The organism is Sphingomonas koreensis, assembly GCF_002797435.1.
Classification (GTDB): Bacteria; Pseudomonadota; Alphaproteobacteria; order Sphingomonadales; family Sphingomonadaceae; genus Sphingomonas; species Sphingomonas koreensis.
On sequence record NZ_PGEN01000001.1, the window covers coordinates 2,012,858 to 2,028,390 of the forward strand.

Genomic DNA, 15,533 nt, shown 5'->3' on the forward strand with positions numbered 1-15,533 from the left:
TTAGTTTTCGGTTTTGGGTTGAACGGGTTCGATCCGGCCGCCGAGCCAGATGCAGAGGAGGGAGAGCGGCACGAGCGCCGCGCCGAGGATGAAGATCGGCGCGAAGCTCGTCTTGGTCATCACCGGCACGAGCCAGGTGGTGACCAGCGTGCCCGCGACCGCGGCGGTGCCGCTGATCCCGGCGAGCGAGCCGACCGCGCCGCCGCCGAACCAGTCGCTCGGCAGGGTCTGGATGTTGTTGATCGCGACCTGAAAACCGAACAGGATCGCCGCGATCAGCAGCACCGCATAGAGTGGCGTGGACGCGGTTGCCGTAAGCAGCAGCGCGGGCAGCATGATGACGCAGCCCAAGGTGATGGCGAGCTTGCGTGCCTTGTCCGCGCTCCAGCCGCGCTGGATCAGCTTGCCCGACAGCCAGCCGCCCGAGAGCGAGCCGAGCATCGCGCCGACGAACGGCACCCAGGCGAACATGCCGATCTGCTTGACGTCGAAGCCAAAGCTTTCGTTGAGGTAGATCGGCAGCCACGAGACGAACAGCCACCAGATCGGGTCGAGGAAGAAGCGCCCTGCCATTACCGCCCAGGCCTGTTTGTGGCGCAGCAGCTGGCCCATCGACGGGGCGTAGCCGGCGGGCCTGGCATCACCGTCGACACGCTCGTTCGCGCCCAGGATATGGTCACGCTCGGCCTTGCTCAGCCAGGGATGCGCGTCGGGATCCGACTTGTAGACCCAGATCCAGGGCAGCAGCCAAAGGAAGCCCAGTACGCCGACGATCAGGAAGGCGGTGCGCCAGCCGACCAGGCCGAACAGGATCGCCACCAGCGGCGCCGAGACGATCGCGCCCAGCGAGGCGCCCGCGTTGAAGATACCCTGAGCGAAGGCGCGCTCGGAGCGGGGGAACCAGGTGGCGTTGGCCTTGGCCGCGCCGGGCCAGTTGCCCGCCTCGCTGATGCCGAGCGTGCCGCGGAGCACGCCCAGCATCGCCATCGACCGGACCATCGAATGCGCTGCGATGGACAGCGACCAGACGATGATCGAGATCGCAAAGCCCATTCGCGTGCCGACCACGTCGAAGATCTTGCCGAACAGCGACTGGCCGAGCGCGTAGAAGACCATGAAGATGGTCACCAGCAGCGCATAATCTTCCTTGCCGGCGCCAATGTCCTTGGCGACCGCGGGCCACATCACGGCGAGCGCGTTGCGGTCGATGTAGTTGATCACGGTCGCGACCGCGATCAGGCTGATGATCCACCAGCGGAAACCCGATTTCATTTGCCTGCCTCTCCGTCGAACCGGCCGACCGGTCCGCGCCATTCGAGCCTGCGCCCGTTCACGGTGACGCTGTGCGCCTTGTCCGCTGTCGTATCCGCCGCGATGGCGACGAGGATCTGCCGCCCGCCGGCCATCGAAATCGTCGCGATGCGCGCGCCGCCCGCCTCGCTCATCGACAGGCCGGTCACCGCGCTGCGGCTGCCGGTCGTGGTCTCGCTCGATGCATCGTAGCGGCCGTGCGGTTCGACCAGGCTCACGAACGCGGCGTCGCCCGCACCCGCGATCCGCTGGATCACCACGGGCTCGCGCCGCAGGTTGAAGCGCGGATCGTTGGCGCCGCTTTCGGCCAAGATCACCTGCGCACCGGCGGTGGCCATGCGATAGGTGTAGAAGCGGCCGCCGGTGATCCAGGTCACCCGGCCCTGCCCGTTGGCCAGCCGCGCTGTCGCATCGACCCAGAGGTGCTGATAGCCGTTCGCCTTGCCCAGCACCGGCCGCGTGGTCACGTTCGACGCGAGCTTGAGATCGGTGTCGATGATGTGCCCGGCGAAGTGCAGCGGCAGATCATAGGTCGCCGTCCCCGCATTCTTCACGGTCAGCAGGTCGAGCACCAGCGGCGGGTTCTTGCCCATATCGAGCTGGACCAGCGCGCGGCGGAAGGTGACGCCGGGATAGGCCCCCGCCATCTCGCCGATCGACCAGCGGGTCGGCCCCTCGCCCTTGAAGCCAAGCTGCACCGGCGACACCGCTTCGGCGGGCTTGAGCTTCGCATTGAAATGGCTGGTCTCGTTCACCGCCAGCGTGTTGTGGGCGATGGTCTGCTGCGCCCAGCTGTCATTCTCGGGCAGATAGCGCCCGCCGTCCTTGGCCTCGATATTCAGGAATCGCACCGCGCCGTAGTCGGTCACGATGGCGTTGCCATCGTCGTAGAGCAGCCAGTTCAGCTTGTCGAAATGGCCGTGCCCCATGCCCTGGGCGGTGTTCTTGGCGACGACGACCTGTGCCTTGTCCTCTGCGCCCGAGCGCAGGATGGCGAGCGCGCCGTCCTTCCCCTCCGGTCCGTCGCGCAGCAGCGCCGAGGCGAAGGCGAACGGCTTGGCCTTGCCCGCAGCGAGATCGCGCGCGACCGCGAAGCCCTGCGGCGACAGCGCGACCTTGTTCTGCCACTCCGCGATGCCGAGCAGCCCGGCGTCGCCGCTCGCGGCATAGCCGATTGCCACGCCCTGATAGAGTTCCTCGGTCCTGAGGCTCTTGTCGGGCATCGCATCGTTGATCGGGAAGAAATAGCCCGCATACGTCGTCTGTACCGCTGTACGGATCGCCTTGAGCACGATGCCGTCGCGATAGTCGAAGATCTTCCGCTCGGGCTCATTGTCCTGAATCGCCTGCGCGAACACGACGAAGGGCTGAAGCGCGTAGCGCTGATAGTATGGCCCTTCGGCATAATAGCCGTCGGGCGAGAAGAGCAGGTCGAGCTGGCGCAGGAAGCCGACCTTGCCGCTGCGGTCGCTGCCCTTGAGTGCCTGTTCCACCAGCAGCTTGTCGCGCAGCACATAGCCGGTCATGCCGACCCCGGCATTGGCCCAGGTCGAGTGGTTGTGGATGCGGTCGAACGTCGCCGGTTCGCCGGTCAGGAAGGCGGCCATGCGGCGGAACACATTATCGTCGATCGTCCTGCGATCGGCGGGCGTGAGGTCGCCGCGCACCGCGTCATAGCCCTGGATCGCATGGACCAGCCACACGCTGTCGTTGAGGCTCTGCCAGAACAGCCGTCCGGGCACCTGATTGGCGGCGGCGGGATGCTTGCCGAGGCCGGGGTAGAGCTTGGCATAGGCCAGCAGCATGTCGCGGACATAGTCCGCATAGCGCTTGTCGCCGGTCACCCGGTAGAGCGTTCCCGCCATCTGGATGAGCTTGTAATTGGCCTTGTGCCGCTCATGCGTCGGCCCGCCGCCGCGATCCCTAGGCACCGGCACATCGATGCCCGCGCGGATGCCGGCCTCGACCGCCTTCTTCGCCGAGGCCAGCTCGCGCGCGAACAACGGGGCGCGAGCGCCGTCCGCCGCCATGGCGCGATACGCCTCCGTGCTCGCGAGCACGGGCGCCGCATCCTGCGCCAATGCCGGCGCGGTGCTGGCGAGCAAGACGGCGATGATCCCGGCGCGGATCACGGGCGGCCCTCCACGCTGTTGCCGGCCAGCGTCACATCTGGCCTGCCCTGTTCGTAGAGGTTGGTGACGCGCGGCTCCGGCGTCGCGGCAAACTGGTTGTCGGCGATCCGCACGACCGGCGCGCCGACACTGTTCGCCACCTCGATCCCCGCGGCATCGGCGAAGCGGTTGCGCGCGATCTCGACCCGCTGGACGCCTGACAGCCGTACCGCGCCGCCGCGCGCCACGTCGTTGCCGGTCATCGTGAAATGCGGGCCGAACGTGCTCTCGTCCGTGCCCAGCCGCGTGACGTTCGCCACGGTCGCGACATCGGCGAACTGGTTGTCGACAATCTCGATCGCCTCGGCGCTGTAAAGCCCCTTGGCGCCGATCTCGGCCGCCGCGGCGACGATCGCGCCGCTGACCCTCGCAAAGCTCGACCCGCGTACTTCGACCTTGTCGGCGAACGTCGCCGGGGTCGCCGCGAATACGTCGAAGCCCGGCGCGTTGAGGTCGCGCACCGCGACACCCTCCAGCGTTACGCGATAATTCGAAGTGCTCACCGACTGCGGCGCGCGAACCAGTGCGTTGCCCGCCGCAGCCGGTGAGGCGGCGCCGGAGAAGGTCGCGCCACGAAGGACGATGCTGCCGCCGGGAAGCAGCTGGAACAGGGTCGGGGACGCGCTCTCGATCACCGCCTCGCGCGGGCCGGTGATCGTCAGCGGGTGCGCGATTACGATCGGTGCGGTGACGCGATGGATGCCGGCGGCGACGCGGACGGTGTCGCCGGCGGAGGAGCCCGCCACCGCCTTGGCCAGCATGCCGTCGCTGGCGGGTGCCGCGATCTCGCGTCCCGCCACACTCGCAGGTGCATCCTTCGGGTACCAGGCGGGCCCCACCTCGCCGCGCTTCAACACGACGAGGTCGCGCGGAGCGCCTGCGGTCACCGACGGCTCGGCCGGATAGAGCAGGCCGTTGGCGGCGCGCTCGAGCTTGACTGCCTGCTTCACGTTTCCAGCCAACGCCATGCCCGTCACGGCGCCCTCGAAGCGCACGATATCCTTGCCGTCGGCATTGGCGATCAGGTTGCGCTCGAACCAGCTGTCGATCGGCGGGGCGCTGCGTTCGGCGTCGGCGCCCGCGCCAAAGGTCACGCGCGCCGCCTCGATGATCGAGTTGCGCTCGATCCGGGCATTGGCGACCTGATGATAGCGGTTGATCGCCGAGTTGGGCACGCCGTTCATCACCGCGATCGCGCTCAGAAACGAAGTGCCGGTGATGCCCTCGAGGTAATTGTCGCGGACGATCTGGTCGCGATTGATGACCCGGATGCCGCCCGTGCTGGGCTTGCCGCGCCCCATGAATACATTGCGCTCGACCAGATTGCCGTTGCCATGGCGCAGGACGACCGCGCCCTGCGACTCCACGAACATGTTGCTGCGAATGATGTTCGCGCCCGACTTGATCGAAACGATCTCGACCTCGCCGTCGCAATGCTCGAACCAGTTGCGCTCGACCACGCTGTTCGAATCGCTCAGCGATTCGTCGCTGGTGCCGATACGGATGGTCTCGCCGCCATTGGAGCCGAGCGGCGGGCGCGGGCCGAAATAATTATGGTCGATCCGCGCGCGATTCTTCTGCGGCTGCCCCTTGGGCCTGATCACCGCCAGCGTCACCCCGGCATTCCCCTTGCCCGCGAACCAGCTGTGATCGACCCGGTTGTCGGTGCCGTAGATCGCGACCCAGATATCCTCGGCCCGCCGGTCGGGGTTGGTGAAATGGTCGACGACGATCTGCGTCAGCCGCACATTGCGCGCGACCGTCTTGGAGTCGCGGCGGAAGGCGATCAGCTCCTTGGTCGGCGAGAAGCCGTTGCGGAAAATCAGACCCGACACCACCAGATGCGCGCCGCCGATGCGCAGGTTCGACTGGCCGGAAATTATGACCTTGCCCGGTGTCTGCGCGGCGAGCGTGATCGGCTTGTCCGCGGTCCCCTCGCCCGAAAAGACGATCTGGAAATCGCGCCATTCGCCGTCGGCAAGCAGGATACGATCGCCCGGTGCTGCCCTTTTGACCGCGGCGGCATAGGCAGCCTGATCGCGCACCAGATGATCGGCGGCCAGCGCAGGAAGCGGCGCCAGCAGCACGCATGTGACCAGCGCCCCCATTGCCCGCATGCCGTCCGCTCCTTTCGATCTGTTCTGCACACTGGACTAACCAAGTGGCATAAACTGTTCAAGTGATGATTATACCACTTATCAGAATTGGTATATTACCGTCATTGCTCGCCTCGCCGGGCGCCGGTCCGGCTTTGCCGCAGCGCCTCGCCCCGCTATAGGCGCGCGCATGGCAGACATCCTGATCCTCACCACCGGCGGCACCATCGACAAACTCTATTTCGATGCGCTGAGCGAATATCAGATCGGCGACAGCGTCGTGGCGAGACTGCTCGCGGTCGCCCGCTCGGCGCTTGAGGTCCGCGTGGTCGAGCTGATGCGCAAGGACAGCCTCGAGCTGACCGACGAGGATCGCGCGTCGATCGCACAGGCAGTGCGCGATGCGCCCGAGGATCGCATCGTCATCACCCACGGCACCGATACGATGACCGACACCGCCGCCGCGCTGAAGGACATTCCGGGCAAACGCGTCGCGCTGCTCGGCGCACTCGCCCCCGCGCGCTTCGCCGAGAGCGACGCCGCGTTCAACCTGGGCATGGCCTTCGCCACGGTGCAGGTCGCGGCCGAACCGGGCGTTTGGATCGCGATGAACGGCACCGTCTTCGCCGCGGGCAGCGTGCGCAAGGACCGCAGCCGCAACAGCTTCGTTCCAATCTGACTCCGGCTTTGCGCCGCTGAACCAGAACTATCTTTCGGCCCGCATCATATCCTATCTATTAGATAGGAGTTTAGACGGAGATCGATCATGGGCAGGCAGCAGGCGATGGTGGAAATCTATCCGCGCAATCTTGAGCGGTTAGTCGCCGGCCTGCGCGACGCGCGCTGCGAATGGCGGCAGGGCCACGACCGCCATGCCGAGCAGGGCATCGAATTCCCGTCACGCCGGGTGCTCGCGCGGCTGCTGCGCGAGCTGGGCACCGCACTCTTCCCGCTCCGTCTCGGCCCGCCCGAATTGACCGCGAGCAACGAGAACGCCTGGGTCGAAGCGACGCTCGAATCCACTCTCTCCCAGCTCGGCGCGCAGATCGAGCTGGAGTTGCGCATCGCCCGCCCCGGCATCTCGCGAATCGAGGAAGGCTATGCGGTCGAGCATATCCTGACCGACTTCGCCGAGAGCCTGCCCGGCATCCGCCGCCTGCTCGATGAGGATGTCGCGGCCGGCTATGCCAACGATCCCGCCGCGCGCAGCGTCGACGAGGTACTGCTGTCCTACCCATCGATCGCCGCGATCATCCACCACCGGCTCGCGCACCGCCTCCACGCGCTCGGCGCGCCGCTGGTGGCACGGGTGATCGCCGAGGTGGCGCATGGCGAAACCGGGATCGACATCCACCCCGCTGCGCGCATCGGGCGCAGCTTCTTCATCGATCACGGCACCGGCATCGTCATCGGCGAGACAGCGGTGATCGGCGACCGGGTGCGCATCTATCAGGGCGTGACGCTGGGCGGCGAGCCGATCCCGGCGGGAGCTGCGCATCGCGGCGACACCCGGACGCGTCGGCATCCGCGGATCGGGGACGATGTCGTGATCTTTCCAGGCGCGGTGCTGCTCGGCCCGATCGATGTCGGTGCACGCAGCCGGATCGGCGGCAATGTCTGGCTGCGCGACGACGTGCCCGAAGACAGTCTGGTCGAGCTGCCCGCGCTGCGCACGCGCCAGCTCGGCGATTGATCAGCCGAATCCTGGGGAAAGTGGTGCCCGGGGACGGAGTCGAACCGCCGACACTGCGATTTTCAGTCGCATGCTCTACCAACTGAGCTACCCGGGCCCAACCGGCGAAGCCGGGGACGTATATGCTTCCGGGTTGAACCGGAAGGCGCGCTCTTAGTCGCGGGATTCGCCGCTGTCCAGCCTGCTTTGCGCACCTTCCGCATCTTCGGGGTCGATCGCCGCACCCGGCAGGCGATATCCCTCGCCCAGCCATTGCAGCAGGTCGCGGTCCTTGCAGCCGCGGCTGCAGAAGGGCTTGAACGCCGGATCGCCCGGCTTGCCGCAGATCGGGCAATCGTCGCGTTTCACTTTTGCTCCACAAACTTCGTGCGTCCGCCGGTGCGGCGGTGCAGCTCCGCGACCCATTCGGGCTCGCGCTCCAACCGGCGCAACAGCGCCGGATGCAGGATATGGGTATCGGGTGCCGGCGGGGGAAGGCGCTCCAGCCGACGCAGCTCGGCACGCAGCGCGGCACCCGCCGGATCGGCGGCCAGCTGTTCGGGCAGCGACATGCGCTGGCGCCGCCGCACGATCTGGAGGAAGCCGAAGCCGTTCATCGCCGTCCGCTCGAACGGCTGCGGCAGCGCGGCGTCGATCGCCTCCGCCACTGCATTGCGTTCATTCTTGTTGGCCAGCGTCGGAAAGTCGATCCCGACCGATCCGGTGATCTCCATCCGCTCCATCGCCTGCGCGATCGCATGCGCTGCGCTGATCGAGAGCACGCCAAGCGGAGCGGCGCCATCGACATCGAACAACGTCATCGCGGGCGTCACCACCATGCGCAGCGCGCCGCCGGCAAAGGCGATCTCGCCGCTCGCCGCTTCCTCGAGCAGCTCGGACCAGCCCGCATCCTCGAGCAGATCGGGTTCGTGGGCGCGCAGCTGCCGCACTGGCAGATCGGTCGCCTTGATCCGGGTGAGCAGATCGGGGCCGGGCATTGGCGGCGCATCGGCGGGAACCGCCTTGGGAAGCTTGGCCCGCCCGATCTCGGCGATCGCCTCGCGCACGATGCGTGCAGTGAAGCTCCCGCCTTGCGTGATGCCGGGGGGAAGCGGGTCGCAGAGCGCCTCCTCGCCGCTGTCGAGCTGGATCTTGCCGGTGACCCGGTCGATCAGGCGCGCACGCGCGACGGTGCCGGTGCGCAGGCCGGGCAGTTCGATCGCCGCTTTCCAGATCACCCCGCGCGCGACCAGCGCCGCGCGGTTCTCACCGATCCCCGCCTCGTACAGCCACTCAGCCAAGGGGGTAGCCCGCACTCTCCAGCAGTGCGCGGGTCTCGAACACCGGGAGACCGACGACGCCCGAATGGCTTCCCGACAGGAAACGCACAAACGCCTCGGCGCGACCCTGGATGGCATAGCCGCCTGCCTTGCCCATCCCCTCGCCGCTCGCGACATAAGCGTCGATCTCGGCATCGGTCAGCCGCTTGAACGCGACGATGGTATCGGACAGCCGCATGCGTGCCTTGCCGGTCGCATCGATCAGGCACACGGCCGACAGGCAATGGTGCCGCCGCCCCGACAACAGCCCCAGCATGCGGCGCAGATCGGCCTCGTCCTCCGGCTTGCCGAGGATGCGGCGGCCGACGGCAATGGTAGTATCGCCCGCCAGCACGATCTCGTCGTCCGCACGCGCGACCGCCTGCGCCTTGCCGAGCGCGATACGCTGCACATAGGCGCGCGGCAGCTCGCCCTTCAGCGGTGCTTCGTCGATGTCCGGGGCGGCGATGGAATCGGGCGCGACGCCGATGCGCACGAGCAAGTCACGGCGGCGCGGCGATGTGGAAGCGAGCACGAGCCGCATGGGATTCTCTAGAATGGATCCCCGCCTGAGCGGGGATGATCGGCTGACGCGCAGCCGATCACTTGAAGCGATAGGTGATGCGGCCCTTGGTCAGGTCATAGGGCGTCAATTCGACGAGCACTTCGTCGCCCACCAGAACGCGGATGCGGTTCTTGCGCATCTTGCCGGCGGTGTGGCCCAGAATCTCGTGATCATTCTCGAGCCGGACGCGGAACATGGCGTTGGGGAGAAGCTCCACAACCCGGCCGCGCATTTCAAGCAGTTCTTCCTTGGCCAAACAAACCTCTAGCGATGGAGCGGAAAAAAGACGCGGTGCCTTACTCTTCCTTGACGCAAAAGGAAAGCGGCACAGTTTGCGTCGCGTTACGGCAACAATGACTTTCCCGCTGTTCGCTTGATGCGACGCGCATTCGGGGCCACATGGGGGCCATGCTGATCGAGACCGAAGCCACGCCCAACCCGGCAACCCTGAAGTTCCTGCCCGGCCGTACCGTGATGGATGCCGGCACCCGCGATTTCGCGACTCCCGAGGAGGCCGAAGCCTCGCCGCTGGCCGAAGCGCTGTTCAACCTCGGCGACGTCACCGGCGTGTTCTTCGGCCGCGATTTCATCTCGGTGACCGCGGCGCCCGGCGTCGACTGGACGGGCCTCAAGCCCGACGTGCTCGGCATCCTGCTCGACCATTTCAGCGCGAACATGCCGTTGTTCCGGCAGGGAAGCGCGGCTGGCTTCTCGGTTCCGGCCGAGGAAAGCTTTACCGACGATCCCGAGGACGCAGACATCGTCGCCCAGATCAAGGACCTGATCGAGACGCGCGTCCGCCCCGCGGTCGCCAATGACGGCGGCGATATCGTCTATCGAGGCTTCGACAAGGGGAAGGTCTATCTGCAGATGCAGGGCGCCTGTTCGGGTTGCCCCTCCTCGACCGCGACGCTCAAGAACGGGATCGAACAATTGCTCAAATATTATGTGCCCGAAGTCACCGAAGTGCGTGCCGTCTGATGGGAACGCCGCTGAACGAGGCCGGCCTCGACACGATCTTCCGTACCGCGCGCACCTATAACGGCTATCTTCCGGGCGAAGTGACCGAAGCGGACATCGGCGCCATCTACGACCTGCTCAAGATGGGGCCCACCTCGGCCAACATGCAGCCGGCACGTTTCGTCTGGTGCCTCAGCCAGGAGGCGAAGGACAAGCTCGCCGCCTGCGCGAGCGAGAAGAACGCGCCCAAGATCAGCGCCGCGCCCGCAGCGGTGGTGATCGGCATGGACTATGATTTCCATGAGCAGCTGCCCTGGCTGTTTCCGCACACCGACGCGAAGAGCTGGTTCGAGGGACCGCAGGCGAACAGGGTCGAGGGCGCGCTGCGCAATTCCTCGCTGCAGGGCGCCTATTTCCTGATCGCCGCACGCGCGCTGGGCTGGGATACCGGGCCGATGTCGGGCTTCGACGCTGCGAAGGTCGACGCCGCCTTCTTCGCCGACCAGCCCTCGGTCCACGCCAATTTCATCGCGACCTTCGGCAAGGGCGATCCGGCGAGCATCTTCGGCCGCAGCCCGCGGCCTGAATTCGGGCAGTTCAACCAGATTGCCTGACGCGCCGCTCACCCTCGTCATCGAAACCGCCACCGCCGCCTGCTCCGTCGCTCTGATCCGCGGCGGCGCGGTCGTGGCCGAACGGCATGAGGAGGTCGGCCGCGGCCATGCCGAGCGGTTGATCCCAATGATCGCCGAGCTGCCCGATGGCGGCCGCGCGGACCATATCCTCGTGGATTGCGGCCCCGGCAGCTTCACCGGCATCCGCGTCGGGATCGCCGCGGCGCGCGGCCTGGCGCTTGGCTGGGGCGCGAGCATCGCCGGCTTCTCGTCGCTTCCGCTGGTCGCCGCTGCCGCATTCGCCGCCGACCCCGAATTGTCCACGCTTGCCGCCGTCCTCGAAGGAGGACATGGTGAAGTCTTCATGCAGCGCTTCACCCGCCCGCTGACCGAAACGGGTCCGTTCGCTTCGCTCAAGCCCGAAGCGGCGCTCGCTGCGCTGGGCGGCGCCGTCGCAGCGGGCAACGGCATCCGCCACCTCGCTGCGCTGGACCCCTCGCTCGATCTGCGCGAGGCGCTGCCCCGCGCGGCCGGGGTGGCGCTGATCGACCCCGGCTTCACAGCTCTGGCCGCCCGTCCCATCTATGGCCGGGCGCCGGACGCCAAACCCCTGCCCGCCATCCCGCCGGCAAGATGAGCACGGCGCCGCAGATCGTCGAGATCGTTCACGGCACACCCGCCGATATCGCGATGCTCAACGCCATCATGGCCGATGCGTTCGACCCTCGCTTCGGCGAGGCATGGACCCCCAGCCAGTGTCTGGGGATGATCGCACTGCCCGGCGTCTGGTTCAGCATCGCCTGGAGCGGCAACCGGCCCGCCGGCTTCGCGCTGGCCCGCGCCGTGGCGGACGAAGCGGAACTGCTGCTGCTCGCCATCCGGCCCGCATTCCGCCGCAGCGGCATCGGCACGGCATTGCTCCGCTCGATCGTCGCCGACGCGCACGAACGCGGCGCAGAGATGCTGCACCTGGAAGTGCGCGCCAACAATGAAGCGATCAGGCTTTACCGAAACGAAGGCTTCGAAAAGATCGGCGAGCGCCACGATTACTATCGTGGAAACGACGGTAAACTGTTCGACGCACACACGTTTTCAAAACACATCCGCTGAAATCGACGAACAGCACTGCAACTGCACTTGCAATCGATCGTTTCCCGATCAATAGCGCGCAGCACGGCGTGTAACCTTGCGGCCGTCGCATCAGTACGAAAGGATCACCATGGACGCTCAGAACGACATGCAGGAAACGCTGGTCACGCTGACCGCGGATATCGTCGCTGCGCATGTCAGCAACAACAGTGTCGCAGTCTCGGATCTTCCGCTGCTGATCGCGAATGTTCATGGCGCGCTTGCCGGTCTTGGCACCAAGGCGCCCGAACCTGAAGCAAAGAAGCAGGAGCCGGCGGTTTCGATCCGTTCTTCGATCAAGCCCGACTATATCGTCTGCCTTGAGGACGGTAAGAAGCTCAAGATGCTCAAGCGCCACCTGATGACCCACTATCAGATGACGCCCGAACAGTATCGCGCCAAGTGGAACCTCCCCGCCGACTATCCGATGGTCGCACCCAATTATGCCGAGCAGCGCCGCAGCCTCGCCAAGAAGATCGGCCTCGGCACCAAGCGCCGCAAGCGCTGAGTTTTCTTGATAGGGCGGTGGTGCCGCTCAAACGGAAACGCCGGTCTGGGCCATGGCCCGGGCCGGCGTTGTTCGTTCTTGGTCCCTTTTTTCTCGGGCCGATTGTCGCTACATCACCGCCATGGCCCGCAAGATCGATCTCGAAGCCCTTTGTCACGAAAAGGGTCTCCGCATCACCGAGCAGCGCAAGGTGATCGCCCGTGTCCTCTCCGAAGCGGAGGACCATCCCGATGTCGAGAAAGTCTATGCCCGCGCGTCGGCAATCGATCCCGGCATCTCGATCGCGACGGTCTATCGTACCGTCCGGCTGTTCGAGGAGGCGGGAATCCTCGATCGCCACGATTTCGGCGACGGCCGCGCGCGCTACGAACCCGCGCCCGAAGCGCATCACGATCACCTGATCGATGTTGAAACCGGCAAGGTGATCGAATTCGTCGATCCCGAGCTCGAGTTGCTCCAGAAGCAGATCGCCGAACGCCTCGGCTTCCGGCTGGTCGATCACCGCATGGAACTCTACGGCGTTGCCCTCGACCGGAAAGCGTAGGCCTGTTGGCCGAAGCCTCGACGGGCACCGCTGACCTGCCCGGCCGGGGGGAGAGCTTGACGCAACGCCGCATCGCCGCCGCGCGCGGCGAGCGGACGCAACTCACCCCGTCCGAAACCTTCCGCTTCTGGCGGCGAATCGGGCTGCTGCTGCTTACGCTGCTCAGCCATGTGCCGATGCATTATCTGTGGCGGCTGCTGCACCTGCCCTCGCCCTGGCCGCGCTGGTTCCTGCGCCGCGTCGGGAGGATCGCGGGCGCGCGGGTCCAAGTGATCGGCATCCCGCTGCGCCGCGACGTCTTCTACATCTCCAACCACCTGTCTTGGATCGACATCCTGGCGCTCGGCGGGGCCAGCGGTACCGCCTTCGTCGCCAAGGCGGAAATCGGGGAGACGCCGGTCGTCGGCTGGCTCGCGAGCCTCAATCGTACCGTCTATGTGAAGCGCGAGAACCGGATGGGTGTCGCGGAGCAGATCAATCAGCTGCGCGACGCGCTGACCGACAATTGGGCGATCGCCGTCTTTCCCGAAGGCACCACCACCGACGGCCGCTCGCTGCTCCCGTTCAAGACGCCGATGCTGCGCGTGCTCGAGCCGCCCCCGCCCGGCGTGATGGTCCAGCCGGTGCTGCTCGACTATGGCGCGGTCGGTGAAGAGATCGGCTGGGTCGGCGAGGAAGGCGGGATCAACAATGCCCGGCGCGTGCTCGCCCGCCGGCACAGCTTTCCGCTGCGCATCCACTTCCTCGAGCCGTTCGATCCGCGTGACTTTCCGGGCCGCAAGGCGATCGCCGCCGAAAGCCGTCGCCGGATCGAGGAGGCGCTGGTCGCCGCGCTCGGCGGGCCGCTGCGCCCCTTTGCCTGGCCGGTAGGGCCGGTGAACTACACGCCGCCGAGCGACTAATTGTCGGTTTCAGCGCGTTTCCCGGGAAGCGGTTGCACCACGGGTTCCAGCGGTGCGAAAGCGACACCGCCCTCGCTCACCACATCGCGCGTCTCGACCACCGGGATGATGACGTCATTGCTGGCCGTGACCTGATCGAACGCGCCGGCCTGGAAGATCGCCGGATCGGTGCGCAGGAAAGGCGGCGGATCGGGCGGCTTCACGACCTGTTCGGCCACCACCAGTCGCGGCACGCCACGGCGCACCCGCGGATCCTCGATCTCGTAGTTCACGACCGAAACCTGACCGCCGAGCTCGGTGATCTCAAACAGCCGCCGCGCGAATTCGCGCGGGAAGCGGATGCAGCCGTGCGAGGCGGGATAACCCGGCAGCACCCCGGCGTGCAGTGCGATCCCGGTCCAGGTCAGCCGCTGCATGAACGGCATCGGCGCGTTGCTGTACAGGTTGGAGCGGTGGAATTCGCGCTTCTGCAGGATCGTGAACTCGCCCGCCGGGGTCGATTTGCCGCGCTTGCCGGTCGAGACCGTAGAGGCTGCGATCAGCACCCCGTCGCGATAGACATAGGCGATCTGGCCAGGCAGGCTGATCAGGATCGAGACCGCGGCCGGGCCGCTTGCTTTCTGCAAGACCGCGTCTTCAAGCCAGGCCCATTGGCCGTTGCGCAGCAGCAGTTCCTCATCGCCCGAAGCGTGGATCTGTTGGGCGGCGGCTGGGATCGCAAGAGCAAGCGCGATGCCCATTCCGCCCCCCAGAATCCCCCGCAACCCTGCCCGCACGCTGACCATTCTCCGCCTCGACTCGCCGATGGTTAACGACGCCTTGCCCAAACGGGTGCCATGCAAACCGCCGGTTTAAAAGCTGAATCCATCGGCGTCGCGATCCCGCTACGGCCGTTGCCCAACGACAAACCGAGCCACAGATGGGGTGAACCGGTGGCTTTGCGGGGAGTTGTTCAGGCGAATCGGAAGATTCATTTGCTATATTCTGCCGCAGAGCGAGTTTTAGTCGGGGCGCAGGCAGCGCATGAATGAACTGATCGACGCGGTGGCTTCGCGCCGTGCTTTTCTCAAGTCCGCGGCTGCGGTCGCGGGTACAGGACTACTGGCAGGGTGCGCCGCACGTACCGTCACCACGGCCGCGGTCCCCGCCCCCGCTGCGCCCATCCCGGTTCCCCCGCCGGTCGCCACGGCCATCGCTCAGCCGGCCCAGCTCTCCACCGCCCCGCGCGGCATCCGCCCCGAACTGTTCGAGCGCGCCATGGCTGCGCTCCAGCGCCACGGCAGCCGCATCCGCCAGCAGGATCGCATCGCCATCGCCGATTTCTCGCTGCCCTCCTCGCGGCTGCGCTTCCATTTCGTCGATCTTCACAATGGCGCGGTGCGCTCGATGCTGGTCTCGCACGGCATTGGTTCGGATCCCGAGCATACCGGGATGCTCCAGCGCTTTTCGAACGAGGTGAATTCGGAAGCGACCTGCGAGGGCGCGTTCCTCGCCTCAAACTATTATGTCGGCAAGCACCAGCTCTCGCAGCGGCTGATCGGCCTCGATTCGACCAACAACAACGCACTCGATCGCGCGATCGTGATCCACGCCGCCTGGTATTCGAACGCCGACATGATCGCTCGGCACGGCAAGCTCGGCCGCAGCCAGGGCTGTTTCGCGGTCGGCCAGAACGAGCTCGACAAGGTCTTCACCCTGCTTGGCGAAGGCCGGATGATCTACGCCGAAAAGACCGCCTGACCC

18 protein-coding genes and 1 tRNA gene are annotated in these 15,533 nt (G+C 66.5%); 10 read left to right on the top strand and 9 right to left on the bottom strand.

Features of this window, described 5'->3' with window-relative positions; genetic code table 11:
* From BDW16_RS09380 to BDW16_RS09390, 3 genes are read right to left on the bottom strand one after another with little or no spacing between them, the layout of a single operon-like run.
* Positions 1 to 1,272, bottom strand: coding sequence for an MFS transporter (locus BDW16_RS09380; protein WP_083954317.1), 1,272 nt, complete (start codon positions 1,270 to 1,272; stop codon positions 1 to 3).
* A complete protein-coding gene (locus tag BDW16_RS09385) occupies positions 1,269 to 3,443 on the bottom strand; it encodes a heparinase II/III domain-containing protein (RefSeq protein WP_066578911.1) in 2,175 nt (724 codons plus the stop codon). The genes BDW16_RS09380 and BDW16_RS09385 overlap by 4 nt, the downstream gene beginning before the upstream one ends.
* Positions 3,440 to 5,599: a polysaccharide lyase 6 family protein gene (locus BDW16_RS09390; protein ID WP_241230558.1), complete on the bottom strand. Its 2,160-nt coding sequence runs from the start codon at positions 5,597 to 5,599 to the stop codon at positions 3,440 to 3,442. Before BDW16_RS09390 ends, BDW16_RS09385 begins: the two co-directional genes overlap by 4 nt.
* Positions 5,600 to 5,768: 169 nt before the next feature.
* Between BDW16_RS09390 and BDW16_RS09395 the strand changes: the two genes are divergently transcribed.
* Together BDW16_RS09395 and epsC are read left to right on the top strand one after the other, a co-directional pair.
* Positions 5,769 to 6,257, top strand: a complete 489-nt coding sequence (locus tag BDW16_RS09395; RefSeq protein ID WP_066578913.1) for an asparaginase domain-containing protein — start codon at positions 5,769 to 5,771, stop codon at positions 6,255 to 6,257.
* An 87-nt stretch (positions 6,258 to 6,344) separates the two neighbouring features.
* Complete coding sequence (gene epsC, locus BDW16_RS09400; RefSeq protein WP_066578916.1) at positions 6,345 to 7,271, top strand: serine O-acetyltransferase EpsC; 927 nt, start codon at positions 6,345 to 6,347, stop codon at positions 7,269 to 7,271.
* A gap of 21 nt (positions 7,272 to 7,292) precedes the next feature.
* Here the strand turns inward: epsC and BDW16_RS09405 are convergent.
* From BDW16_RS09405 to infA, 5 genes are all read right to left on the bottom strand, one after another.
* Positions 7,293 to 7,368: transfer RNA gene (locus BDW16_RS09405), tRNA-Phe, on the bottom strand.
* Positions 7,369 to 7,424: 56 nt separating this feature from the next.
* Positions 7,425 to 7,619, bottom strand: coding sequence for a DNA gyrase inhibitor YacG (locus BDW16_RS09410; RefSeq protein ID WP_066578919.1), 195 nt, complete (start codon positions 7,617 to 7,619; stop codon positions 7,425 to 7,427).
* Positions 7,616 to 8,551, bottom strand: a complete 936-nt coding sequence (locus BDW16_RS09415; RefSeq protein WP_066578922.1) for a ribonuclease — start codon at positions 8,549 to 8,551, stop codon at positions 7,616 to 7,618. Before BDW16_RS09415 ends, BDW16_RS09410 begins: the two co-directional genes overlap by 4 nt.
* Positions 8,544 to 9,113, bottom strand: coding sequence for a Maf family protein (locus BDW16_RS09420; protein WP_066578923.1), 570 nt, complete (start codon positions 9,111 to 9,113; stop codon positions 8,544 to 8,546). Before BDW16_RS09420 ends, BDW16_RS09415 begins: the two co-directional genes overlap by 8 nt.
* 58 nt (positions 9,114 to 9,171) lie before the next feature.
* On the bottom strand, positions 9,172 to 9,390 hold the full coding sequence (gene infA, locus BDW16_RS09425; protein ID WP_066578926.1) for a translation initiation factor IF-1: 219 nt from the start codon (positions 9,388 to 9,390) through the stop codon (positions 9,172 to 9,174).
* 152 nt (positions 9,391 to 9,542) lie between these two features.
* Between infA and BDW16_RS09430 the strand changes: the two genes are divergently transcribed.
* The 7 genes from BDW16_RS09430 (at position 9,543) to BDW16_RS09460 (ending at position 13,790) form a co-directional block, all read left to right on the top strand.
* On the top strand, positions 9,543 to 10,115 hold the full coding sequence (locus tag BDW16_RS09430) for a NifU family protein (RefSeq protein WP_066578928.1): 573 nt from the start codon (positions 9,543 to 9,545) through the stop codon (positions 10,113 to 10,115).
* Positions 10,115 to 10,708, top strand: coding sequence for a malonic semialdehyde reductase (locus tag BDW16_RS09435; protein WP_066578930.1), 594 nt, complete (start codon positions 10,115 to 10,117; stop codon positions 10,706 to 10,708). The genes BDW16_RS09430 and BDW16_RS09435 overlap by 1 nt, the downstream gene beginning before the upstream one ends.
* Positions 10,701 to 11,345 (top strand): tRNA (adenosine(37)-N6)-threonylcarbamoyltransferase complex dimerization subunit type 1 TsaB, encoded by a 645-nt coding sequence (tsaB, locus tag BDW16_RS09440; protein ID WP_066578935.1) that lies wholly within the window; start codon positions 10,701 to 10,703, stop codon positions 11,343 to 11,345. The genes BDW16_RS09435 and tsaB overlap by 8 nt, the downstream gene beginning before the upstream one ends.
* A complete protein-coding gene (locus BDW16_RS09445; protein WP_066578937.1) occupies positions 11,342 to 11,818 on the top strand; it encodes a GNAT family N-acetyltransferase in 477 nt (158 codons plus the stop codon). Before tsaB ends, BDW16_RS09445 begins: the two co-directional genes overlap by 4 nt.
* 109 nt (positions 11,819 to 11,927) lie before the next feature.
* The gene (locus BDW16_RS09450) at positions 11,928 to 12,344 is read left to right on the top strand and encodes a Ros/MucR family transcriptional regulator (RefSeq protein ID WP_066578940.1); all 417 of its coding nucleotides are present in this window, start codon (positions 11,928 to 11,930) and stop codon (positions 12,342 to 12,344) included.
* Between the two features lie 121 nt (positions 12,345 to 12,465).
* A complete protein-coding gene (locus tag BDW16_RS09455) occupies positions 12,466 to 12,888 on the top strand; it encodes a Fur family transcriptional regulator (protein ID WP_066578943.1) in 423 nt (140 codons plus the stop codon).
* 56 nt (positions 12,889 to 12,944) lie between these two features.
* Positions 12,945 to 13,790 carry a lysophospholipid acyltransferase family protein gene (locus tag BDW16_RS09460; protein ID WP_066579116.1) on the top strand — a complete coding sequence of 282 codons (846 nt, stop codon included), beginning with the start codon at positions 12,945 to 12,947 and terminating at the stop codon, positions 13,788 to 13,790.
* Here the strand turns inward: BDW16_RS09460 and BDW16_RS09465 are convergent.
* The gene (locus BDW16_RS09465; RefSeq protein WP_066578945.1) at positions 13,787 to 14,530 is read right to left on the bottom strand and encodes a L,D-transpeptidase family protein; all 744 of its coding nucleotides are present in this window, start codon (positions 14,528 to 14,530) and stop codon (positions 13,787 to 13,789) included. The genes BDW16_RS09460 and BDW16_RS09465 overlap by 4 nt on opposite strands.
* A 283-nt stretch (positions 14,531 to 14,813) precedes the next feature.
* Between BDW16_RS09465 and BDW16_RS09470 the strand changes: the two genes are divergently transcribed.
* Positions 14,814 to 15,530, top strand: a complete 717-nt coding sequence (locus BDW16_RS09470; protein WP_066578948.1) for a murein L,D-transpeptidase catalytic domain-containing protein — start codon at positions 14,814 to 14,816, stop codon at positions 15,528 to 15,530.
* The last annotated feature ends 3 nt before the right edge of the window (positions 15,531 to 15,533 follow it).

Coding starts and splice junctions, on each gene's coding strand:
- BDW16_RS09380 (WP_083954317.1), bottom strand. CDS start 1,272: ATGAAATCGGGTTTCCGCTGGTGGATCATCAGCCTGATCGCGGTCGCG.
- BDW16_RS09390 (WP_241230558.1), bottom strand. CDS start 5,599: ATGCGGGCAATGGGGGCGCTGGTCACATGCGTGCTGCTGGCGCCGCTT.
- BDW16_RS09395 (WP_066578913.1), top strand. CDS start 5,769: ATGGCAGACATCCTGATCCTCACCACCGGCGGCACCATCGACAAACTC.
- epsC (WP_066578916.1), top strand. CDS start 6,345: ATGGGCAGGCAGCAGGCGATGGTGGAAATCTATCCGCGCAATCTTGAG.
- BDW16_RS09420 (WP_066578923.1), bottom strand. CDS start 9,113: ATGCGGCTCGTGCTCGCTTCCACATCGCCGCGCCGCCGTGACTTGCTC.
- BDW16_RS09430 (WP_066578928.1), top strand. CDS start 9,543: ATGCTGATCGAGACCGAAGCCACGCCCAACCCGGCAACCCTGAAGTTC.
- BDW16_RS09435 (WP_066578930.1), top strand. CDS start 10,115: ATGGGAACGCCGCTGAACGAGGCCGGCCTCGACACGATCTTCCGTACC.
- BDW16_RS09445 (WP_066578937.1), top strand. CDS start 11,342: ATGAGCACGGCGCCGCAGATCGTCGAGATCGTTCACGGCACACCCGCC.
- BDW16_RS09450 (WP_066578940.1), top strand. CDS start 11,928: ATGGACGCTCAGAACGACATGCAGGAAACGCTGGTCACGCTGACCGCG.
- BDW16_RS09455 (WP_066578943.1), top strand. CDS start 12,466: ATGGCCCGCAAGATCGATCTCGAAGCCCTTTGTCACGAAAAGGGTCTC.
- BDW16_RS09465 (WP_066578945.1), bottom strand. CDS start 14,530: ATGGGCATCGCGCTTGCTCTTGCGATCCCAGCCGCCGCCCAACAGATC.
- BDW16_RS09470 (WP_066578948.1), top strand. CDS start 14,814: ATGAATGAACTGATCGACGCGGTGGCTTCGCGCCGTGCTTTTCTCAAG.